This is a genomic window from Streptomyces sp. NPDC093149 (assembly GCF_044754145.1).
Taxonomy (GTDB): Bacteria; Actinomycetota; Actinomycetes; order Streptomycetales; family Streptomycetaceae; genus Streptomyces.
Genome location: NZ_JBIVON010000001.1, coordinates 509,616 through 527,872 on the forward strand (window position 1 = coordinate 509,616; position 18,257 = coordinate 527,872).

32 protein-coding genes are annotated in these 18,257 nt (G+C 66.0%); all 32 read left to right on the top strand.

What is annotated here, in order from left to right; all coding sequences use genetic code 11:
* Positions 1 to 202: 202 nt before the first annotated feature.
* Entirely contained in the window at positions 203 to 511 is a 309-nt protein-coding gene (rpsJ, locus tag ACIQCZ_RS02470) for a 30S ribosomal protein S10 (protein WP_003948644.1), read from the top strand.
* Between the two features lie 13 nt (positions 512 to 524).
* Positions 525 to 1,169: a 50S ribosomal protein L3 gene (gene rplC, locus ACIQCZ_RS02475; protein WP_351078032.1), complete on the top strand. Its 645-nt coding sequence runs from the start codon at positions 525 to 527 to the stop codon at positions 1,167 to 1,169.
* Positions 1,170 to 1,173: 4 nt separating this feature from the next.
* Positions 1,174 to 1,824: a 50S ribosomal protein L4 gene (gene rplD / locus ACIQCZ_RS02480; RefSeq protein WP_327369309.1), complete on the top strand. Its 651-nt coding sequence runs from the start codon at positions 1,174 to 1,176 to the stop codon at positions 1,822 to 1,824.
* Positions 1,824 to 2,147 carry a 50S ribosomal protein L23 gene (gene rplW / locus ACIQCZ_RS02485; protein WP_189544130.1) on the top strand — a complete coding sequence of 108 codons (324 nt, stop codon included), beginning with the start codon at positions 1,824 to 1,826 and terminating at the stop codon, positions 2,145 to 2,147. Before rplD ends, rplW begins: the two co-directional genes overlap by 1 nt.
* 40 nt (positions 2,148 to 2,187) lie before the next feature.
* Complete coding sequence (gene rplB, locus ACIQCZ_RS02490; protein WP_093773282.1) at positions 2,188 to 3,024, top strand: 50S ribosomal protein L2; 837 nt, start codon at positions 2,188 to 2,190, stop codon at positions 3,022 to 3,024.
* 12 nt (positions 3,025 to 3,036) lie between these two features.
* Positions 3,037 to 3,318, top strand: coding sequence for a 30S ribosomal protein S19 (rpsS, locus tag ACIQCZ_RS02495; protein WP_003966956.1), 282 nt, complete (start codon positions 3,037 to 3,039; stop codon positions 3,316 to 3,318).
* A 43-nt stretch (positions 3,319 to 3,361) separates the two neighbouring features.
* A complete protein-coding gene (gene rplV, locus ACIQCZ_RS02500) occupies positions 3,362 to 3,709 on the top strand; it encodes a 50S ribosomal protein L22 (RefSeq protein WP_004571827.1) in 348 nt (115 codons plus the stop codon).
* Entirely contained in the window at positions 3,709 to 4,551 is an 843-nt protein-coding gene (rpsC, locus tag ACIQCZ_RS02505; RefSeq protein WP_093540760.1) for a 30S ribosomal protein S3, read from the top strand. Before rplV ends, rpsC begins: the two co-directional genes overlap by 1 nt.
* Positions 4,552 to 4,556: 5 nt before the next feature.
* Positions 4,557 to 4,976 carry a 50S ribosomal protein L16 gene (rplP, locus tag ACIQCZ_RS02510; protein ID WP_072485538.1) on the top strand — a complete coding sequence of 140 codons (420 nt, stop codon included), beginning with the start codon at positions 4,557 to 4,559 and terminating at the stop codon, positions 4,974 to 4,976.
* Entirely contained in the window at positions 4,976 to 5,200 is a 225-nt protein-coding gene (gene rpmC / locus ACIQCZ_RS02515) for a 50S ribosomal protein L29 (protein WP_015035581.1), read from the top strand. The genes rplP and rpmC overlap by 1 nt, the downstream gene beginning before the upstream one ends.
* Entirely contained in the window at positions 5,200 to 5,484 is a 285-nt protein-coding gene (rpsQ, locus tag ACIQCZ_RS02520) for a 30S ribosomal protein S17 (protein WP_030977953.1), read from the top strand. Before rpmC ends, rpsQ begins: the two co-directional genes overlap by 1 nt.
* A 106-nt stretch (positions 5,485 to 5,590) precedes the next feature.
* Positions 5,591 to 5,959, top strand: coding sequence for a 50S ribosomal protein L14 (gene rplN, locus ACIQCZ_RS02525; RefSeq protein WP_003966950.1), 369 nt, complete (start codon positions 5,591 to 5,593; stop codon positions 5,957 to 5,959).
* Between the two features lie 2 nt (positions 5,960 to 5,961).
* Positions 5,962 to 6,285 carry a 50S ribosomal protein L24 gene (gene rplX / locus ACIQCZ_RS02530; RefSeq protein WP_003966949.1) on the top strand — a complete coding sequence of 108 codons (324 nt, stop codon included), beginning with the start codon at positions 5,962 to 5,964 and terminating at the stop codon, positions 6,283 to 6,285.
* Complete coding sequence (gene rplE, locus ACIQCZ_RS02535) at positions 6,285 to 6,842, top strand: 50S ribosomal protein L5 (RefSeq protein ID WP_189544134.1); 558 nt, start codon at positions 6,285 to 6,287, stop codon at positions 6,840 to 6,842. The genes rplX and rplE overlap by 1 nt, the downstream gene beginning before the upstream one ends.
* Before the next feature lie 2 nt (positions 6,843 to 6,844).
* A complete protein-coding gene (locus ACIQCZ_RS02540; RefSeq protein ID WP_003948630.1) occupies positions 6,845 to 7,030 on the top strand; it encodes a type Z 30S ribosomal protein S14 in 186 nt (61 codons plus the stop codon).
* Between the two features lie 225 nt (positions 7,031 to 7,255).
* Positions 7,256 to 7,654, top strand: a complete 399-nt coding sequence (gene rpsH, locus ACIQCZ_RS02545; RefSeq protein ID WP_005313538.1) for a 30S ribosomal protein S8 — start codon at positions 7,256 to 7,258, stop codon at positions 7,652 to 7,654.
* A 21-nt stretch (positions 7,655 to 7,675) separates the two neighbouring features.
* Positions 7,676 to 8,215, top strand: a complete 540-nt coding sequence (gene rplF / locus ACIQCZ_RS02550; protein WP_266747962.1) for a 50S ribosomal protein L6 — start codon at positions 7,676 to 7,678, stop codon at positions 8,213 to 8,215.
* 2 nt (positions 8,216 to 8,217) lie between these two features.
* Positions 8,218 to 8,601: a 50S ribosomal protein L18 gene (gene rplR, locus ACIQCZ_RS02555; RefSeq protein ID WP_093540756.1), complete on the top strand. Its 384-nt coding sequence runs from the start codon at positions 8,218 to 8,220 to the stop codon at positions 8,599 to 8,601.
* Positions 8,602 to 8,648: 47 nt separating this feature from the next.
* Positions 8,649 to 9,254, top strand: a complete 606-nt coding sequence (gene rpsE / locus ACIQCZ_RS02560) for a 30S ribosomal protein S5 (RefSeq protein WP_072485533.1) — start codon at positions 8,649 to 8,651, stop codon at positions 9,252 to 9,254.
* Complete coding sequence (rpmD, locus tag ACIQCZ_RS02565; RefSeq protein ID WP_030914154.1) at positions 9,254 to 9,436, top strand: 50S ribosomal protein L30; 183 nt, start codon at positions 9,254 to 9,256, stop codon at positions 9,434 to 9,436. The genes rpsE and rpmD overlap by 1 nt, the downstream gene beginning before the upstream one ends.
* A 1-nt stretch (position 9,437) precedes the next feature.
* On the top strand, positions 9,438 to 9,893 hold the full coding sequence (gene rplO, locus ACIQCZ_RS02570) for a 50S ribosomal protein L15 (protein ID WP_018550610.1): 456 nt from the start codon (positions 9,438 to 9,440) through the stop codon (positions 9,891 to 9,893).
* A 215-nt stretch (positions 9,894 to 10,108) separates the two neighbouring features.
* Positions 10,109 to 11,428 (top strand): preprotein translocase subunit SecY, encoded by a 1,320-nt coding sequence (gene secY, locus ACIQCZ_RS02575; RefSeq protein ID WP_351078026.1) that lies wholly within the window; start codon positions 10,109 to 10,111, stop codon positions 11,426 to 11,428.
* A complete protein-coding gene (locus tag ACIQCZ_RS02580; protein ID WP_402278926.1) occupies positions 11,428 to 12,084 on the top strand; it encodes an adenylate kinase in 657 nt (218 codons plus the stop codon). Before secY ends, ACIQCZ_RS02580 begins: the two co-directional genes overlap by 1 nt.
* Positions 12,085 to 12,219: 135 nt before the next feature.
* Positions 12,220 to 13,062 carry a type I methionyl aminopeptidase gene (gene map / locus ACIQCZ_RS02585; protein WP_376221180.1) on the top strand — a complete coding sequence of 281 codons (843 nt, stop codon included), beginning with the start codon at positions 12,220 to 12,222 and terminating at the stop codon, positions 13,060 to 13,062.
* 233 nt (positions 13,063 to 13,295) lie between these two features.
* Positions 13,296 to 13,517 (top strand): translation initiation factor IF-1, encoded by a 222-nt coding sequence (infA, locus tag ACIQCZ_RS02590; protein WP_003956442.1) that lies wholly within the window; start codon positions 13,296 to 13,298, stop codon positions 13,515 to 13,517.
* Between the two features lie 60 nt (positions 13,518 to 13,577).
* The gene (gene rpmJ, locus ACIQCZ_RS02595) at positions 13,578 to 13,691 is read left to right on the top strand and encodes a 50S ribosomal protein L36 (RefSeq protein ID WP_003956441.1); all 114 of its coding nucleotides are present in this window, start codon (positions 13,578 to 13,580) and stop codon (positions 13,689 to 13,691) included.
* A 194-nt stretch (positions 13,692 to 13,885) separates the two neighbouring features.
* Positions 13,886 to 14,266 carry a 30S ribosomal protein S13 gene (rpsM, locus tag ACIQCZ_RS02600; protein WP_018519286.1) on the top strand — a complete coding sequence of 127 codons (381 nt, stop codon included), beginning with the start codon at positions 13,886 to 13,888 and terminating at the stop codon, positions 14,264 to 14,266.
* Positions 14,267 to 14,371: 105 nt separating this feature from the next.
* Entirely contained in the window at positions 14,372 to 14,776 is a 405-nt protein-coding gene (gene rpsK / locus ACIQCZ_RS02605) for a 30S ribosomal protein S11 (RefSeq protein ID WP_003956432.1), read from the top strand.
* Between the two features lie 31 nt (positions 14,777 to 14,807).
* Entirely contained in the window at positions 14,808 to 15,434 is a 627-nt protein-coding gene (rpsD, locus tag ACIQCZ_RS02610) for a 30S ribosomal protein S4 (protein ID WP_093897256.1), read from the top strand.
* A 107-nt stretch (positions 15,435 to 15,541) separates the two neighbouring features.
* Positions 15,542 to 16,564, top strand: a complete 1,023-nt coding sequence (locus ACIQCZ_RS02615) for a DNA-directed RNA polymerase subunit alpha (RefSeq protein ID WP_024755423.1) — start codon at positions 15,542 to 15,544, stop codon at positions 16,562 to 16,564.
* Positions 16,565 to 16,802: 238 nt separating this feature from the next.
* Positions 16,803 to 17,306 carry a 50S ribosomal protein L17 gene (gene rplQ, locus ACIQCZ_RS02620; protein WP_402278931.1) on the top strand — a complete coding sequence of 168 codons (504 nt, stop codon included), beginning with the start codon at positions 16,803 to 16,805 and terminating at the stop codon, positions 17,304 to 17,306.
* Between the two features lie 86 nt (positions 17,307 to 17,392).
* Positions 17,393 to 18,247: a tRNA pseudouridine(38-40) synthase TruA gene (truA, locus tag ACIQCZ_RS02625; protein WP_376324873.1), complete on the top strand. Its 855-nt coding sequence runs from the start codon at positions 17,393 to 17,395 to the stop codon at positions 18,245 to 18,247.
* Positions 18,248 to 18,257 lie beyond the last annotated feature (10 nt).

An 18,257-nucleotide genomic window follows, 5' to 3' on the forward strand; every position in this document is an offset into this window, starting at 1 on the left:
CGTCAGTGGGGCACAGGCCAGGCACCCGGTGGGTGTTCCGCCCCCGGTCTCGCGGTCCTAGGGCCCGCACCCCCTTGGTTGGGAAATCCTTCGGGAGTTCTGCGTAGAGGGGATGCGACACGCCCGACCGCGTGGGTCGGAGACGGAGTTACCAGAGCCCTCGGGTTCCAGAGCGTTATGAGAGACAGGACTACTAGTAGCCATGGCGGGACAGAAGATCCGCATCCGGCTCAAGGCCTACGACCACGAGGTCATCGACTCCTCGGCGAAGAAGATCGTCGAGACGGTGACCCGCACTGGTGCGTCGGTCGCGGGCCCGGTGCCGCTGCCCACTGAGAAGAACGTGTACTGCGTCATCAAGTCGCCGCACAAGTACAAGGACTCGCGCGAGCACTTCGAGATGCGGACGCACAAGCGCCTCATCGACATCCTCGACCCCACGCCGAAGACGGTTGACTCGCTGATGCGTCTCGACCTGCCGGCGGGCGTCGACATCGAGATCAAGCTCTGAGGTGACGCGCGAGATGGCTAAGAACATTAAGGGCGTTCTGGGCGAGAAGCTCGGCATGACCCAGGTCTGGGACGAGAACAACCGGGTCGTCCCGGTGACCGTCGTCAAGGCCGGGCCCTGCGTCGTCACCCAGGTCCGCACCAACGACAACGACGGCTACGAGGCAGTCCAGATCGCCTTCGGCGAGATCGACCCCCGCAAGGTGAACAAGCCCCTCAAGGGTCACTTCGCCAAGGCCGACGTGACCCCGCGCCGCCACCTGGTGGAGCTCCGCACCGCGGACGCCAGCGAGTACACGCTGGGCCAGGAAGTCACTGCCGAGGTGTTCGAGTCCGGCGTCAAGGTCGACGTCACGGGCAAGAGCAAGGGCAAGGGCTTCGCCGGTGTGATGAAGCGTCACAACTTCAAGGGTGGCAAGGCGTCCCACGGTGCCCACCGTGTGCACCGCATGCCCGGCTCCATCGGTGGCTGTGCCACCCCCGGCCGTGTCTTCAAGGGCATGCGCATGGCGGGTCGCATGGGCAACGAGCGTGTCACCACCCAGAACCTGACCATCCACGCGGTTGACGCGGAGAAGGGTCTGCTCCTCATCAAGGGCGCAGTCCCCGGTCCGAACGGCGGCCTCGTCCTGGTCCGTACCGCGGCCAAGGGGGCTTGAGGTAATGAGCACCATTGACATCCTTTCGCCGGCAGGCGACAAGGCCGGTACCGTCGAGCTCCCCGCGGAGATCTTCGACGCCAAGACCAGCGTTCCGCTGATCCACCAGGTCGTTGTCGCACAGCTGGCCGCTGCCCGTCAGGGCACGCACAAGACCAAGACCCGCGGCGAAGTCCGTGGCGGTGGCCGCAAGCCGTACCGCCAGAAGGGCACCGGCCGCGCGCGCCAGGGTTCGACCCGTGCGCCGCAGTTCGCCGGCGGTGGCGTCGTCCACGGCCCGCAGCCGCGTGACTACTCGCAGCGGACCCCGAAGAAGATGAAGGCCGCCGCCCTGCGCGGTGCCCTCTCGGACCGGGCCCGTCACTCCCGCATCCACGTCGTCACCGGCGTGGTCGAGGGTGCCGTCTCCACCAAGGCCGCCAAGACGCTGTTCGGCAAGATCTCGGAGCGCAAGAACCTGCTCCTGGTCGTCGACCGTGCCGACGAGGCCGCGTGGCTGTCCGCCCGCAACCTGCCCCAGGTGCACATCCTGGAGCCGGGCCAGCTGAACACGTACGACGTGATCGTCTCTGACGACGTGGTCTTCACCCAGGCCGCCTTCGAGTCCTTCGTGTCTGGCCCCCAGACCGCTGAGACCGAAGGGAGCGACGCCTGATGAGTGAGGCGACCGTTACCAGCAAGACCTACTCGGACCCGCGCGACGTTCTCGTCAAGCCGGTCGTTTCCGAGAAGAGCTACGCGCTGCTCGACGAGAACAAGTACACGTTCATCGTCGCGCCCGGCTCCAACAAGACCCAGATCAAGCAGGCCGTGGAAGCGGTCTTCTCGGTCAAGGTCACCGGGGTCAACACGATCAACCGGCAGGGCAAGCGCAAGCGCACCCGCACCGGTTTCGGCAAGCGTGCTGACACCAAGCGCGCCATCGTGACCCTCGCCGAGGGCGACCGTATCGACATCTTCGGCGGTCCGACCGCCTGAGGGCGGTCTGGATCGTCCGGAATCGGACGAGGACTGAGAAATGGGTATCCGCAAGTACAAGCCGACGACCCCGGGCCGTCGTGGCTCCAGCGTCGCCGACTTTGTCGAGATCACGCGGTCCACGCCGGAGAAGTCGCTGGTCCGCCCCCTGCACAGCAAGGGCGGCCGTAACAACGCCGGTCGTGTGACCGTTCGCCACCAGGGCGGTGGCCACAAGCGCGCCTACCGAGTGATCGACTTCCGTCGTCACGACAAGGACGGCGTGCCGGCCAAGGTCGCGCACATCGAGTACGACCCCAACCGCACCGCGCGCATCGCGCTCCTGCACTACGCGGACGGCGAGAAGCGCTACATCATCGCGCCGCGTGGCCTGACGCAGGGCGACCGTGTCGAGAACGGCCCGGCCGCCGACATCAAGCCCGGCAACAACCTGGCGCTGCGCAACATCCCGGTCGGTACGACCATCCACGCCATCGAGCTGCGGCCCGGCGGCGGCGCGAAGTTCGCCCGTTCCGCGGGTGCCTCCGTGCAGCTGCTGGCGAAGGAGGGCACCATGGCCCACCTTCGTATGCCGTCGGGTGAAATCCGCCTGGTCGACGCCCGCTGCCGCGCCACGATCGGCGAGGTCGGCAACGCCGAGCAGTCGAACATCAACTGGGGCAAGGCCGGCCGCATGCGCTGGAAGGGCGTCCGCCCGACCGTCCGCGGTGTCGCGATGAACCCGGTTGACCACCCGCACGGTGGTGGTGAGGGCAAGACCTCCGGTGGTCGCCACCCGGTCTCGCCGTGGGGTCAGAAGGAGGGTCGTACTCGCTCGCCGAAGAAGGCATCGAGCAAGTACATCGTCCGCCGCCGCAAGACGAACAAGAAGCGCTAGGAGCGGGTTTAGATGCCGCGCAGTCTCAAGAAGGGGCCCTTCGTCGACGGCCACCTCATCAAGAAGGTGGACGTACAGAACGAGGCAGGCACCAAGAACGTCATCAAGACCTGGTCCCGTCGCTCGATGATCGTCCCGGCCATGCTGGGTCACACCATCGCGGTGCACAACGGCAAGATCCACGTCCCGGTGTTCGTCACCGAGTCGATGGTCGGCCACAAGCTCGGCGAGTTCTCGCCGACTCGCACCTTCCGCGGCCACGTCAAGGACGACCGGAAGTCGAAGCGCCGCTAATCGCGGAGTGGAACGACTCATGACTTACACCGAAGGGACAACCATGGAAGCCAGGGCCCAGGCGCGGTACATCCGCGTCACGCCCATGAAGGCCCGCCGCGTGGTGGACCTCATCCGTGGCATGGATGCCACGGAGGCTCAGGCGGTCCTGCGTTTCGCCCCGCAGGCCGCGAGCGTGCCGGTTGGCAAGGTGCTGGACAGCGCCATTGCCAACGCCGCACACAACTACGACCACACCGACGCCTCTTCGCTGGTCATCAGCGAGGCGTACGTGGACGAGGGCCCGACCCTGAAGCGGTTCCGTCCGCGTGCTCAGGGCCGTGCCTACCGGATCCGTAAGCGGACCAGCCACATCACCGTGGTCGTCAGCAGCAAGGAAGGAACCCGGTAATGGGCCAGAAGGTAAACCCGCACGGGTTCCGGCTCGGCATTACCACGGACTTCAAGTCCCGTTGGTACGCCGACAAGCTGTACAAGGACTACGTCAAGGAAGACGTCGCCATTCGTCGCATGATGACGAAGGGCATGGAGCGGGCCGGCATCTCGAAGGTCGAGATCGAGCGCACCCGCGACCGCGTCCGCGTTGACATCCACACCGCCCGCCCGGGCATCGTCATCGGTCGCCGCGGCGCCGAGGCCGACCGCATCCGTGGCGAGCTGGAGAAGCTGACCGGCAAGCAGGTCCAGCTGAACATCCTCGAGGTCAAGAACCCCGAGGTCGACGCTCAGCTGGTGGCCCAGGCCGTCGCCGAGCAGCTCTCCTCCCGCGTCTCCTTCCGTCGGGCCATGCGCAAGAGCATGCAGAGCTCGATGAAGGCCGGCGCCAAGGGCATCAAGATCCAGTGCGGTGGCCGCCTCGGCGGCGCCGAGATGTCCCGCTCGGAGTTCTACCGCGAGGGCCGTGTGCCCCTGCACACGCTCCGCGCGAACGTCGACTACGGCTTCTTCGAGGCCAAGACGACCTTCGGCCGCATCGGCGTGAAGGTCTGGATCTACAAGGGCGACGTCAAGAACATCGCCGAGGTCCGCGCCGAGAACGCCGCTGCCCGCGCCGGCAACCGCCCGGCCCGTGGCGGCGCTGACCGCCCGGCCGGCCGTGGTGGCCGTGGTGGCGAGCGTGGCGGTCGCGGTCGCAAGCCGCAGCAGCAGTCGGCTCCGGCTGCCGAGGCCCCCAAGGCCGAGGCTCCCGCCGCTGCCGCTCCGGCTGCCGAGAGCACCGGAACGGAGGCCTGACCGAAATGCTGATCCCCCGTAGGGTCAAGCACCGCAAGCAGCACCACCCGAAGCGCAGCGGTATGTCCAAGGGTGGCACGCAGGTTGCGTTCGGCGAGTACGGCATCCAGGCGCTGACCCCGGCGTACGTGACGAACCGTCAGATCGAGGCAGCTCGTATCGCGATGACCCGTCACATCAAGCGTGGCGGCAAGGTCTGGATCAACATCTACCCGGACCGTCCCCTGACGAAGAAGCCGGCCGAGACCCGCATGGGTTCCGGTAAGGGTTCTCCCGAGTGGTGGATCGCGAACGTCAAGCCGGGTCGGGTGATGTTCGAGCTGTCCTACCCGAACGAGAAGATTGCTCGTGAGGCGCTCACCCGCGCTGCTCACAAGCTTCCGATGAAGTGCCGCATCGTTCGGCGCGAGGCAGGTGAGGCGTGATGTCGGCCGGAACCAAGGCGTCCGAGCTGCGCGAGCTGGGCAACGAGGAGCTGCTCAACAAGCTCCGCGAGGCCAAGGAAGAGCTGTTCAACCTCCGCTTCCAGGCGGCGACCGGGCAGCTCGAGAACCACGGCCGGCTCAAGTCCGTCCGTAAGGACATCGCCCGGATCTACACCCTGATGCGCGAGCGCGAGCTGGGCATCGAGACGGTGGAGAGCGCCTGATGAGCGAGAAGACTGTGACTGAGACGAACACCGACCGCGGTTTCCGCAAGACCCGTGAGGGTCTGGTCGTCAGCGACAAGATGGACAAGACCGTCGTCGTCGCTGTCGAGGACCGTGTCAAGCACGCGCTGTACGGCAAGGTCATCCGCCGTACGAACAAGCTCAAGGCGCACGACGAGCAGAACGCCGCCGGCGTCGGCGACCGCGTCCTCCTGATGGAGACCCGGCCGCTGTCCGCCACGAAGCGGTGGCGCGTCGTCGAGATCCTCGAGAAGGCCAAGTAATTCCTGAGGGGCATTCCCCTCAGGCAGGTTCCGCCAGGCTCGGTGGGGTCCGCTCCGGTGACGGAGCGGCCCCCACCGGGAACCGGCAGACGATCAGGAGATAGACGTGATCCAGCAGGAGTCGCGACTTCGCGTCGCCGACAACACGGGTGCGAAGGAAATCCTCACCATCCGTGTTCTCGGTGGTTCGGGTCGCCGCTACGCGGGCATCGGTGACGTCATCGTCGCCACCGTCAAGGACGCGATCCCCGGTGGCAACGTGAAGAAGGGTGACGTCGTCAAGGCCGTCATCGTTCGCACCGTCAAGGAGCGTCGCCGTCAGGATGGCTCGTACATCCGCTTCGACGAGAACGCCGCCGTCATTCTGAAGAACGACGGTGACCCCCGCGGCACCCGCATCTTCGGCCCGGTGGGCCGGGAACTGCGCGAGAAGAAGTTCATGAAGATCATCTCGCTCGCGCCGGAGGTGCTGTAAGCATGAAGATCAAGAAGGGCGACCTGGTTCAGGTCATCACCGGTAAGGACAAGGGCAAGCAGGGCAAGGTCATCGTGGCCTACCCCGCTCAGGACCGCGTCCTCGTCGAGGGTGTCAACCGGGTCAAGAAGCACACCAAGGCCGGCCAGACCGCTCGCGGTTCGCAGACCGGTGGCATCGTCACGACCGAGGCCCCCATCCACGTGAGCAACGTTCAGCTCGTCGTGGAGAAGGACGGCAACAAGGTCGTCACGCGCGTCGGTTACCGCTTCGACGACGAAGGCAACAAGATCCGCGTTGCCAAGCGGACGGGTGAGGACATCTGATGGCTACCACCACCACTCCGCGTCTGAAGACGAAGTACCGCGAGGAAATCGCCGGCAAGCTGCGTGAGGAGTTCTCCTACGAGAACGTCATGCAGATCCCCGGCCTGGTCAAGATCGTGGTCAACATGGGTGTGGGCGACGCCGCCCGCGACTCCAAGCTGATCGACGGCGCCGTGCGCGACCTCACCACGATCACCGGCCAGAAGCCGGCCGTCACCAAGGCCCGCAAGTCCATCGCGCAGTTCAAGCTGCGCGAGGGCCAGCCGATCGGCTGCCACGTCACCCTGCGCGGTGACCGGATGTGGGAGTTCCTGGACCGTACGCTGTCGCTCGCGCTGCCGCGTATCCGTGACTTCCGTGGCCTGTCGCCGAAGCAGTTCGACGGCCGTGGCAACTACACCTTCGGTCTCACGGAGCAGGTCATGTTCCACGAGATCGACCAGGACAAGATCGACCGGGTCCGGGGCATGGACATCACCGTGGTCACCACGGCGACCAATGACGACGAGGGTCGTGCCCTCCTTCGTCACCTCGGCTTCCCGTTCAAGGAGAACTGACCGTGGCGAAGAAGGCTCTGATCGCTAAGGCCGCCCGTAAGCCGAAGTTCGGCGTTCGCGGGTACACCCGCTGCCAGCGCTGCGGCCGGCCCCACTCCGTCTACCGCAAGTTCGGCCTGTGCCGCGTGTGCCTTCGTGAGATGGCTCACCGTGGCGAGCTGCCGGGCGTGACCAAGAGCTCCTGGTAATTCTCCTTCGCCCTTCGGGGCGTCGGGAATTGACGGAAGCTCTCGGTAAGCATCTGGTCGGCAGGAGCCCGGCCTCGCATGCCGTAGGCTTGCGGGGTTGGGCGCCTGCCGCCCAAGACCGACTTACTACGCCGTAGGTCCCCGCACCGCACCCGTCCTGCCTCTGAGTGGGGAGAGGGATGGCGCATACAGGAAACCCCGGCGAGAGAGGCCGAAGGCCAATTCATGACCATGACTGATCCCATCGCAGACATGCTCACGCGTCTGCGTAACGCGAACTCGGCATACCACGACTCCGTCGTGATGCCGCACAGCAAGATCAAGTCGCACATCGCGGAGATCCTCCAGCAGGAGGGCTTCATCACCGGCTGGAAGGTCGAGGACGCCGAGGTCGGCAAGAACCTCGTCCTGGAGCTGAAGTTCGGCCCGAACCGCGAGCGTTCGATCGCCGGCATCAAGCGCATCTCGAAGCCGGGTCTGCGTGTCTACGCAAAGTCCACCAATCTGCCGAAGGTCCTCGGCGGCCTGGGCGTGGCGATCATCTCCACGTCCCACGGTCTCCTGACCGGCCAGCAGGCTCAGAAGAAGGGCGTAGGTGGGGAAGTCCTCGCCTACGTCTGGTAGTCGGGAACGGAGGAATAGCTCATGTCGCGAATCGGCAAGCTCCCCATCCAGGTTCCCGCCGGTGTGGACGTCACCATCGATGGCCGCACGGTCGCGGTGAAGGGCCCCAAGGGAACCCTCACGCACACCGTCGCGTCGCCGATCGAGGTCACCAAGGGTGAGGACGGCTTCCTCAGCGTCACCCGCCCGAACGACGAGCGTCAGAACAAGGCCCTTCACGGCCTGTCCCGCACGCTGGTGGCGAACATGATCACCGGTGTGACCCAGGGATACACCAAGGCGCTCGAGATCAGCGGTGTCGGTTACCGCGTCCAGGCGAAGGGCTCCAACCTGGAGTTCGCCCTGGGCTACAGCCACCCGATCCTGATCGAGGCCCCGGAGGGCATCACCTTCAAGGTGGAGTCCCCCACGAAGTTCTCCGTCGAGGGCATCGACAAGCAGAAGGTCGGCGAGACCGCGGCCAAGATCCGCAAGCTGCGGAAGCCTGACCCGTACAAGGCCAAGGGCGTCAAGTACGCCGGCGAGGTCATCCGCCGCAAGGTCGGAAAGGCTGGTAAGTAGCCATGGCATACGGCGTGAAGATCGCCAAGGGCGACGCCTACAAGCGTGCCGCCCTCAAGCGTCGCCACATCCGCGTCCGCAAGCACATCTCCGGTTCGCCGGAGCGTCCGCGCTTGGTCGTGACGCGGTCCAACCGCCACATGGTGGCTCAGGTCATCGACGACATCGCGGGCCACACGCTCGCGTCGGCGTCGACCCTGGACGTCTCCATCCGTGGTGGCGAGGGCGACAAGAGCACCCAGGCCAAGCAGGTCGGCGCGCTGGTCGCTGAGCGCGCCAAGGCCGCAGGCGTCGAGGCCGTCGTGTTTGACCGCGGTGGTAACCAGTACGCCGGGCGGATTGCCGCTCTGGCTGACGCCGCCCGTGAAGCCGGGCTGAAGTTCTAAGCCCCGGTTCCTACGCACAGCGGACGTAACAGAGAGAGGTAAATCCAATGGCTGGACCCCAGCGCCGCGGAAGCGGTGCCGGTGGCGGCGAGCGGCGGGACCGGAAGGGCCGTGACGGCGGCGCAGCTGCCGCCGAGAAGACCGCGTACGTTGAGCGCGTTGTCGCGATCAACCGCGTCGCCAAGGTTGTGAAGGGTGGTCGTCGCTTCAGCTTCACCGCGCTGGTCGTGGTGGGCGATGGTGACGGCACCGTCGGTGTCGGCTACGGCAAGGCCAAGGAAGTTCCCGCGGCCATCGCCAAGGGCGTGGAAGAAGCCAAGAAGAACTTCTTCAAGGTTCCGCGTATCCAGGGCACCATTCCTCACCCGATCCAGGGCGAGAAGGCTGCGGGCGTCGTCCTGCTGAAGCCTGCTTCCCCCGGTACCGGTGTTATCGCCGGTGGCCCGGTGCGCGCCGTTCTGGAGTGCGCCGGCGTTCACGACATCCTGTCGAAGTCGCTCGGCTCCGACAACGCGATCAACATCGTGCACGCGACCGTGGAGGCCCTCAAGGGCCTGCAGCGTCCCGAGGAGATCGCGGCCCGCCGTGGTCTGCCGCTCGAGGACGTCGCCCCCGCGGCCCTGCTTCGTGCGCGTGCGGGAGCGGGTGCGTAATGGCTCGCCTCAAGATCACGCAGACGAAGTCGTACATCGGCAGCAAGCAGAACCACCGCGACACCCTGCGTTCGCTCGGGCTCAAGCGCCTGAACGACGTGGTTGTCAAGGAGGACCGCCCCGAGTTCCGCGGAATGGCTCACACCGTCCGCCACCTCGTGACGGTTGAGGAGGTCGACTGACATGGCGGAGAACAAGCCGCTGAAGGCCCATGACCTCCGGCCCGCCCCGGGCGCCAAGACCGCCAAGACCCGTGTGGGTCGTGGTGAGGCGTCCAAGGGTAAGACCGCCGGTCGTGGCACCAAGGGCACCAAGGCCCGCTACCAGGTTCCGGAGCGCTTCGAGGGTGGGCAGATGCCCCTCCACATGCGTCTCCCGAAGCTCAAGGGCTTCAAGAACCCGTTCCGCACCGAGTACCAGGTCGTGAACCTGGACAAGCTCGCGACGCTCTACCCCGAGGGTGGAGAGGTCACCGTGGCCGACCTGGTCGCCAAGGGTGCGGTGCGCAACAACCACCTCGTCAAGGTCCTCGGACAGGGCGAGATCTCCGTGGCGCTGCAGGTTTCGGTTGACGCCGTCTCCGGCTCCGCCAAGGAGAAGATTGCCGCCGCCGGCGGCACCGTCACCGAGCTCGTCTGAGACAACTCGATGGCCTGAACATCCGACCGGGGATGCCTCTCATTTGGGGCATCCCCGGTTGGTCGTTCCTAGGTGGGCATGGTCGCCGGTAAGGTGGCGTGCGTTGTTGTGTGGTATCCCCTCGGGCACCCGCCCGGGGACTTTTGACTGTTACGTATTCGTCGATCCTCAAGACCGTCACCTCTTCGCATTGCGCGGGGGTCGCAGGAGGCACCGTGCTCACCGCGTTCGCCCGGGCGTTCAAGACGCCCGACCTGCGCAAGAAGCTGCTCTTCACGCTCGGCATCATCGTGATCTACCGGCTCGGGGCACACATCCCCGTACCGGGAGTGAGCTACGAGAACGTCCAGACCTGTGTTGATCAGGCCAGCAAGGGCAACAACAGCCTCTTCGGCCTGGTGAACATGTTCAGCGGTGGTGCACTGCTGCAGATCACGATCTTCGCGCTCGGCATCATGCCGTACATCACGGCCAGCATCATTCTCCAGCTGCTGACCGTGGTCATTCCCCGACTTGAGGCGCTCAAGAAGGAGGGGCAGTCCGGCCAGGCCAAGATCACGCAGTACACGCGTTATCTGACCGTCGCGCTCGCCATCCTCCAGGGCACCGGCCTGGTGGCCACCGCCACCAGTGGCGCGCTCTTCAGCGGCTGCCCGGTCGCCGACCAGATCGTGCCGAACCAGTCCATCTTCACGACCATCGTCATGGTGATCACCATGACCGCGGGCACCGCCGCCGTCATGTGGCTCGGTGAGCTCATCACCGACCGCGGCATCGGCAACGGCATGTCGATCCTGATGTTCATCTCGATCGCCGCCAGCTTCCCCGGCGCCCTGTGGGCCATCAAGACCAGCGGCAAGCTGGCCGACGGCTGGATCGAGTTCGGCACCGTCATCCTGATCGGCTTCGTGATGGTGGGCCTCGTTGTCTTCGTCGAGCAGGCCCAGCGCCGTATCCCGGTGCAGTACGCGAAGCGCATGATCGGCCGCAGGTCGTACGGCGGCACCTCGACGTACATTCCGCTGAAGGTGAATCAGGCGGGTGTGATTCCCGTCATCTTCGCTTCTTCGCTGCTCTACATCCCCGCCCTGATCGTCCAGTTCTCCAACTCCACCGCGGGCTGGGCGACCTGGATCAAGGACAACTTCGTCAAGGGCGACCACCCGTACTACATCACGGCGTACTTCCTGTTGATCGTCTTCTTCGCCTTCTTCTATGTGGCGATTTCGTTCAACCCCGAGGAAGTCGCCGACAACATGAAGAAGTATGGTGGGTTCATCCCGGGTATCCGGGCTGGTCGACCTACTGCCGAGTACCTGAGCTACGTGCTCAACAGGATCACTTGGCCGGGCTCGCTGTACCTGGGTCTGATCGCTCTGGTGCCGACGATGGCGTTGGCAGGCTTCGGTGGCGCTAACCAGAACTTCCCGTTCGGCGGGACGAGCATCCTCATCATCGTGGGTGTGGGTCTGGAGACCGTGAAGCAGATCGAGAGTCAGCTCCAGCAGCGCAATTACGAAGGGTTCCTCCGCTGATGCGAATCGTCCTCGTCGGGCCGCCCGGTGCCGGCAAGGGAACGCAGGCTGCGTACCTTGCCAAGAACCTGTCGATTCCGCACATCTCCACGGGCGATCTCTTCCGCGCCAACATCAGCCAGGGCACCGACCTTGGCAAGCAGGCCCGCGCCTACATGGACGCGGGGCAGCTGGTGCCGGACGAGGTCACCATCGCGATGGCCAAGGACCGCATGTCCCAGCCGGACGCCGTGAACGGCTTCCTGCTGGACGGCTTCCCGCGCAATGTGGGGCAGGCCGGGGCTCTTGACGCGATGCTCAAGGACGAGGGCGTGAAGCTGGACGCGGTTCTCGACCTGGAGGTCCCCGAGGACGAGGTCGTCAAGCGGATCGCGGGTCGCCGGATCTGCCGCAACGACAGCGCGCACGTCTTCCACGTGACGTACAACCCGCCGAAGGCCGAGGGTGTCTGCGACACCTGCGGCGGCGAGCTGTACCAGCGCGACGACGACTCCGAGGAGACGGTCCGCACCCGGCTGGAGGTCTACCACACGCAGACCGAGCCGATCATCGACTACTACAGGGCTCAGAACCTGGTGGTCACCATCTCCGCGCTCGGCAAGGTCACCGAGGTGACCGAGCGGGCGATGGAGGCTCTCGGGTCCGAGAGGGCCTGAGAGGCAGACCCCGCAGTACTCGTACAGTCGGCCGCGGCGTCCATGGGCGCCGCGGCCGACTGTTTGCGCCGTATCGTTGAGTACGCCGCACCCCGTCACCGTTCGATGCAGTTCGATGCAGAGAGGCGCCGCGCAATGGTGCAGATCAAGACCCCCGAGCAGATCGCGAAGATGCGTGAGGCGGGGCTGGTGGTCGCTGCCATTCACGCGGCCACCCGCGAGGCGGCGGTGCCCGGCGCCACCACCCTGGACCTGGACCGCGTGGCCCGCAAGGTGATCGCCGATCACGGTGCGAAGTCGAACTTCCTCGGGTACGGCGGGTTCCCCGCCACCATCTGCACCTCGGTCAACGAGGTCGTCGTCCACGGCATCCCGGACGACAAGACCGTCCTCAAGGACGGCGACATCATCTCCATCGACGCCGGCGCGATCGTCGACGGATGGCACGGCGACGCCGCGTACACGGCGTTCGTCGGCACCGGTCACGCTCCGGAGCTGATCGAGCTCTCCCGGGTGACCGAGGAGTCCATGTGGGCCGGTATCGCCGCGATGAAGGTGAACAACCGCCTCGTCGACGTCTCGAAGGCGATCGAGTCCTACATCCGCCGCCAGCCGCGTCCGGCCACCGGCAAGTACGGGATCATCGAGGACTACGGCGGCCACGGCATCGGCACCGAGATGCACATGGACCCGCACCTGCTGAACTACGTCTCCCGGAAGCGGGGCAAGGGCATCAAGCTCGTGCCCGGTGTCTGCCTGGCCATCGAGCCGATGGTCTCCCTCGGCACACCGCAGACCGAGGTGCTCCAGGACGACTGGACCGTGATCACCACGGACGGCACCTGGTCCTCGCACTGGGAGCACTCGATCGCCCTCACCGAGGAGGGCCCGCTGGTCCTGACCGCCCCCGACTGCGGCAAGGCGAAGCTGGCCCAGTACGGAATCGAGACGGCGCCGGACCCTTCCCCGAGGTCTTGAGGACCAGGGGACACCTCATCGGCAGATCGCCCGGTCGGCGCGCGGAGCCCGGCGGACCTCATGGGCTGATTTGACCCCCTTGTGGAGGTCTAAGGATCTCCCGCGGTGGGCAAACTTGACGGATTCGTCTTTTGGGGTCCGCTGACGTAGACTGACGCGTCGGCTCTTGTGCATCCGTGTGTCCACATGTGATACCGAAAGTCGATCAAGGTAGCCGATTCGAAGGGCGAAGCGTGGCCAAGAAGCAAGGTGCCATCGAAATTGAGGGCACCGTGATCGAGTCCCTCCCGAACGCCATGTTCAAGGTGGAGCTCCAGAACGGTCACAAGGTCCTCGCGCACATCAGCGGCAAGATGCGGATGCACTACATCCGAATCCTTCCGGATGACCGGGTCGTCGTGGAGCTCTCTCCGTACGACCTGACGCGTGGCCGGATCGTCTACCGCTACAAGTAGATCTTGCCCGCACCCCGCCTCGGCGCGGTGATGGCACTGACCCGGAGAACCTGACATCCCATGAAGGTCAAGCCGAGCGTCAAGAAGATCTGCGACAAGTGCAAGGTGATCCGCCGTCACGGTCGGGTCATGGTCATCTGCGACAACCTGCGCCACAAGCAGCGCCAGGGCTGACGCACGACCCCCTGCATCTCGCAGTACTTCGCGCGACGCACGTAATACGTACATACGCAGAGCCCGTCCAAGCTTCGGCTGACGACACCTCCGGCGGGGGCCGGGGACCCGGGCGTACCACCTCTCCTCGTGAGAGGTCGGCGATCGGGAGCGGCACTGTGGAAGACCCCCGAAATAACAACTGGAGCCATTGAATGGCACGCGTTTCAGGTGTTGACATCCCGCGCGAAAAGCGCGTGGAGGTTGCCCTCACCTACGTCTTCGGTATCGGGCGCACCCGGTCCAAGGAGATTCTCGCCACCACTGGCGTGAACCCGAACACCCGCGTTCGTGACCTGGCCGAAGAGGACCTGGTCAAGATCCGCGAGTACGTGGACGCCAACCTCCGCACCGAGGGTGACCTCCGTCGCGAGATCCAGGCCGACATCCGCCGCAAGGTCGAGATCGGCTGCTACCAGGGCCTGCGTCACCGCCGCGGCCTGCCGGTCCACGGCCAGCGCACCAGCACGAACGCTCGTACCCGCAAGGGCCCGCGTCGCGCGATCGCCGGCAAGAAGAAGCCGGGCAAGAAGTAGTCCTCAGCGGACGCACTGCGGGTGTCCGGATCACCGGTCAACCGCAGCAACCAGCGGTCTTCGCTGTAGGACCGATCACCTCCCCTCTCCATCTGGAGTCAAGACATGCCCCCCAAGGGACGTCAGGGCGCAGCCAAGAAGGTGCGTCGCAAGGAAAAGAAGAACGTCGCTCACGGCCACGCGCACATCAAGAGCACGTTCAACAACACGATCGTCTCGATCACGGACCCCTCGGGCAACGTGATCTCCTGGGCCTCTGCCGGCCACGTCGGCTTCAAGGGCTCGCGCAAGTCCACCCCCTTCGCCGCGCAGATGGCCGCCGAGTCGGCCGCCCGCCGCGCGCAGGAGCACGGCATGCGCAAGGTTGACGTCTTCGTCAAGGGTCCGGGCTCCGGCCGCGAGACCGCGATCCGTTCGCTCCAGGCCACCGGCCTCGAGGTGGGCTCGATCCAGGACGTCACCCCCACCCCGCACAACGGATGCCGGCCGCCCAAGCGCCGTCGCGTCTGATTCCGTCTGAAGCAACGGAGACAACTGGAAAATGGCGCGATACACCGGGGCCGACTGCAAGCGATGCCGTCGGGAGAAGCAGAAGCTGTTCCTCAAGGGCAGCAAGTGCGAGAGCGCGAAGTGCCCGATCGAGATCCGTCCTTACCCCCCGGGTGAGCACGGACGCGGGCGCACCAAGGACAGCGAGTACCTTCTTCAGCTTCGTGAGAAGCAGAAGTGCTCGCGGATCTACGGTGTTCTTGAGCGGCAGTTCGTGAACTACTACAAGGAAGCGAACCAGAAGACCGGCAAGACCGGTGAGAACCTTCTGCGCATCCTTGAGACCCGCCTCGACAACGTGGTCTACCGGGCAGGCTTCGCCAAGTCCCGCGACCACGCCCGTCAGCTGGTGCGTCACGGACACATCGCGGTGAACGGCACGAAGACCGACATTCCGTCGGCCCGCGTCGCCGTGAACGACGTGATCGAGGTTCGTCAGAAGTCCAAGGCCCTGACCCCCTTCCAGGTGGCCCAGGCCGAGGCCGGCGAGCGCACCGTGCCGGCGTGGCTCGAAGCCGTGCCGTCCACGATGCGGATCCTCGTGCACTCCCTGCCCGAGCGCCAGGTGATCGACACCCAGGTGCAGGAGCAGCTGATCGTCGAGCTCTACTCCAAGTAGTAGCTCGTGGGTCCGGGCGGTACGGCTCTTTCGGGTCGTGCCGCCCGTACCCTTGTCAGTATCTGGGGGCGTCAAATAGTGGGCGCCCACGACTGAAGGAACGCAACATGCTTATCGCTCAGCGTCCGTCGCTGACCGAAGAGGTCGTTGACGAGTTCCGCTCCCGGTTCGTCATCGAGCCGCTGGAGCCGGGCTTCGGCTACACCCTCGGCAACTCTCTCCGCCGTACGCTCCTCTCCTCGATCCCCGGTGCCGCTGTCACCAGCATCCGGATCGACGGTGTCCTGCACGAGTTCACCACCGTGCCGGGCGTCAAGGAGGACGTCACCGACCTCATCCTCAACATCAAGCAGCTGGTCGTCTCCTCGGAGCACGACGAGCCGGTCGTGATGTACCTGCGCAAGCAGGGCCCCGGCCTGGTCACCGCTGCTGACATCGCCCCGCCGGCCGGTGTCGAGGTCCACAACCCGGACCTGGTCCTGGCCACGCTGAACGGCAAGGGCAAGCTGGAGATGGAGCTGACCGTCGAGCGCGGTCGCGGCTATGTCTCCGCCGTCCAGAACAAGCAGGCGGGCCAGGAGATCGGCCGCATCCCGGTCGACTCCATCTACTCGCCGGTGCTCAAGGTCACGTACAAGGTCGAGGCGACCCGTGTCGAGCAGCGCACCGACTTCGACAAGCTGATCGTCGACGTCGAGACCAAGCAGGCCATGCGTCCGCGTGACGCCATGGCTTCGGCCGGTAAGACCCTGGTCGAGCTGTTCGGTCTGGCGCGTGAGCTCAACATCGACGCCGAGGGCATCGACATGGGCCCGTCCCCGACGGACGCCGCGCTCGCCGCCGACCTGGCGCTGCCGATCGAGGAGCTGGAGCTCACGGTCCGTTCGTACAACTGCCTCAAGCGTGAGGGCATCCACTCCGTGGGTGAGCTCGTGGCTCGTTCCGAGGCCGACCTGCTCGACATCCGCAACTTCGGTGCGAAGTCGATCGACGAGGTCAAGGCGAAGCTGGCCGGTATGGGCCTGGCGCTCAAGGACAGCCCGCCCGGATTCGACCCGACGGCCGCGGCCGACGCCTTCGGCGCCGACGACGACGCGGACGCCGGTTTCGTGGAGACCGAGCAGTACTGATCCACCTCCGGCCGGGGTGCCCGGGTTCTGTCGGGTGCCCCGGCCGGAGTGAGGCTCTGTCCTCAATCGCCGGACGGGCTTGGTCCCGGGCTCGGGCGTGAGGCTTTGTCCTCGAAACGCCGGACGGGTTCGAGATCGGTTCCCGCCCGTTCGGATCTGATCTTCCGTGTGGCGTCCGCCGCACGGGAACTGACACCGGTACCTGATACGGCCGGTGCAGCACACAAGGAGAAACACCATGCCGAAGCCCGCCAAGGGTGCCCGTCTGGGCGGCAGCGCCGCGCACGAGAAGCTGCTTCTCAACAACCTCGCGAAGTCGCTGTTCGAGCACGGCCGCATCACCACGACCGAGGCCAAGGCCCGCCGCCTGCGTCCGGTCGCCGAGCGTTTCATCACCAAGGCGAAGAAGGGCGACATCCACAACCGTCGCCTGGTGCTGCAGTCGATCACGGACAAGGGCGTCGTCCACACGCTCTTCACCGAGATCGCCCCGCGGTACGAGAACCGCCCCGGTGGTTACACCCGCATCACCAAGATCGGCAACCGTCGTGGCGACAACGCCCCGATGGCGGTCATCGAGCTGGTCGAGGCGCTGACCGTGGCCCAGCAGGCCACCGGTGAGGCCGAGGCCGCGACCAAGCGCGCGGTCAAGGAAGACGCCCTCAAGAAGGACGAGGCTCCGGCCGAGGTCGTCGAGGACGCCAAGCCGGCCGAGGCCGAGGCGGAGTCCAAGGACGCCTGAGCGTTCTGAGACCACTGGGCGGGCCCGCATCACCCTTCGGGGCGGTGCGGGCCCGTTCCGTATGCACTGGAGACAAGGATCCTTGGGTGAGTGACGAAGTGGAGCCCGGCTTCGTGCGGGTGCGGCTGGACCTGGCGTACGACGGCAAGGACTTCTCCGGCTGGGCCAAGCAGACCTCCAGGCGGACCGTCCAGGGGGAGATCGAGGACGCGCTGCGGACCGTGACGCGTTCCTCGCGGACGTACGACCTGACCGTCGCCGGGCGCACGGATGCCGGGGTGCATGCCCGGGGCCAGGTCGCCCATGTCGATCTGCCGGACGAGGTGTGGGCCGAGCACGCGGACAAGCTGTTGCGGCGGATGGCCGGGCGGATGGCGCCCGACGTACGGATCTGGCGCATCGAACGGGCCCCTGCGGGGTTCAACGCCCGGTTCTCGGCGCTGTGGCGCCGGTACGCCTACCGTGTCGCCGACCGTCCCGGTGGGGTGGATCCGCTGTTGCGCGGTCATGTGCTGTGGCACGACCGGCCGTTGGACGTCGATGCCATGAACGAGGCGGCGGCCCGGATGACCGGGGAGCACGACTTCGCCGCGTACTGCAAGAAGCGGGAGGGCGCGACGACCATCCGTACGCTGCAGAAGCTCAGCTGGGTCCGGGACGAGGCGTCCGGGATCATGACGGCGACCGTGCAGGCCGACGCGTTCTGCCACAACATGGTGCGAGCACTGATCGGAGCGGCGCTGTTCGTGGGCGACGGGCGCCGTCCGGCCGAGTGGCCCGCTCAGGTGCTGGCGGCACGGGTGCGGGATCCCGGGGTGCATGTGGTGCGACCCCACGGGCTGACGCTGGAGGAAGTGGCCTATCCGGCCGACGAGTTGCTGGCCGCCCGCTCCAGGGAGGCGCGTAATGTGCGCACGCTCTCCGGGGACGGCTGCTGCTGAGACCCCGGTG

Bases quoted from the DNA above. Each gene is read 5' to 3' on its own strand.
- rpsJ (WP_003948644.1), top strand. From the start codon at position 203: ATGGCGGGACAGAAGATCCGCATCCGGCTCAAGGCCTACGACCACGAG.
- rplC (WP_351078032.1), top strand. From the start codon at position 525: ATGGCTAAGAACATTAAGGGCGTTCTGGGCGAGAAGCTCGGCATGACC.
- rplD (WP_327369309.1), top strand. From the start codon at position 1,174: ATGAGCACCATTGACATCCTTTCGCCGGCAGGCGACAAGGCCGGTACC.
- rplW (WP_189544130.1), top strand. From the start codon at position 1,824: ATGAGTGAGGCGACCGTTACCAGCAAGACCTACTCGGACCCGCGCGAC.
- rplB (WP_093773282.1), top strand. From the start codon at position 2,188: ATGGGTATCCGCAAGTACAAGCCGACGACCCCGGGCCGTCGTGGCTCC.
- rpsS (WP_003966956.1), top strand. From the start codon at position 3,037: ATGCCGCGCAGTCTCAAGAAGGGGCCCTTCGTCGACGGCCACCTCATC.
- rplV (WP_004571827.1), top strand. From the start codon at position 3,362: ATGGAAGCCAGGGCCCAGGCGCGGTACATCCGCGTCACGCCCATGAAG.
- rpsC (WP_093540760.1), top strand. From the start codon at position 3,709: ATGGGCCAGAAGGTAAACCCGCACGGGTTCCGGCTCGGCATTACCACG.
- rplP (WP_072485538.1), top strand. From the start codon at position 4,557: ATGCTGATCCCCCGTAGGGTCAAGCACCGCAAGCAGCACCACCCGAAG.
- rpmC (WP_015035581.1), top strand. From the start codon at position 4,976: ATGTCGGCCGGAACCAAGGCGTCCGAGCTGCGCGAGCTGGGCAACGAG.
- rpsQ (WP_030977953.1), top strand. From the start codon at position 5,200: ATGAGCGAGAAGACTGTGACTGAGACGAACACCGACCGCGGTTTCCGC.
- rplX (WP_003966949.1), top strand. From the start codon at position 5,962: ATGAAGATCAAGAAGGGCGACCTGGTTCAGGTCATCACCGGTAAGGAC.
- rplE (WP_189544134.1), top strand. From the start codon at position 6,285: ATGGCTACCACCACCACTCCGCGTCTGAAGACGAAGTACCGCGAGGAA.
- rpsH (WP_005313538.1), top strand. From the start codon at position 7,256: ATGACCATGACTGATCCCATCGCAGACATGCTCACGCGTCTGCGTAAC.
- rplF (WP_266747962.1), top strand. From the start codon at position 7,676: ATGTCGCGAATCGGCAAGCTCCCCATCCAGGTTCCCGCCGGTGTGGAC.
- rplR (WP_093540756.1), top strand. From the start codon at position 8,218: ATGGCATACGGCGTGAAGATCGCCAAGGGCGACGCCTACAAGCGTGCC.
- rpsE (WP_072485533.1), top strand. From the start codon at position 8,649: ATGGCTGGACCCCAGCGCCGCGGAAGCGGTGCCGGTGGCGGCGAGCGG.
- rpmD (WP_030914154.1), top strand. From the start codon at position 9,254: ATGGCTCGCCTCAAGATCACGCAGACGAAGTCGTACATCGGCAGCAAG.
- rplO (WP_018550610.1), top strand. From the start codon at position 9,438: ATGGCGGAGAACAAGCCGCTGAAGGCCCATGACCTCCGGCCCGCCCCG.
- ACIQCZ_RS02580 (WP_402278926.1), top strand. From the start codon at position 11,428: ATGCGAATCGTCCTCGTCGGGCCGCCCGGTGCCGGCAAGGGAACGCAG.
- map (WP_376221180.1), top strand. From the start codon at position 12,220: ATGGTGCAGATCAAGACCCCCGAGCAGATCGCGAAGATGCGTGAGGCG.
- rpmJ (WP_003956441.1), top strand. From the start codon at position 13,578: ATGAAGGTCAAGCCGAGCGTCAAGAAGATCTGCGACAAGTGCAAGGTG.
- rpsM (WP_018519286.1), top strand. From the start codon at position 13,886: ATGGCACGCGTTTCAGGTGTTGACATCCCGCGCGAAAAGCGCGTGGAG.
- rpsK (WP_003956432.1), top strand. From the start codon at position 14,372: ATGCCCCCCAAGGGACGTCAGGGCGCAGCCAAGAAGGTGCGTCGCAAG.
- rpsD (WP_093897256.1), top strand. From the start codon at position 14,808: ATGGCGCGATACACCGGGGCCGACTGCAAGCGATGCCGTCGGGAGAAG.
- ACIQCZ_RS02615 (WP_024755423.1), top strand. From the start codon at position 15,542: ATGCTTATCGCTCAGCGTCCGTCGCTGACCGAAGAGGTCGTTGACGAG.
- rplQ (WP_402278931.1), top strand. From the start codon at position 16,803: ATGCCGAAGCCCGCCAAGGGTGCCCGTCTGGGCGGCAGCGCCGCGCAC.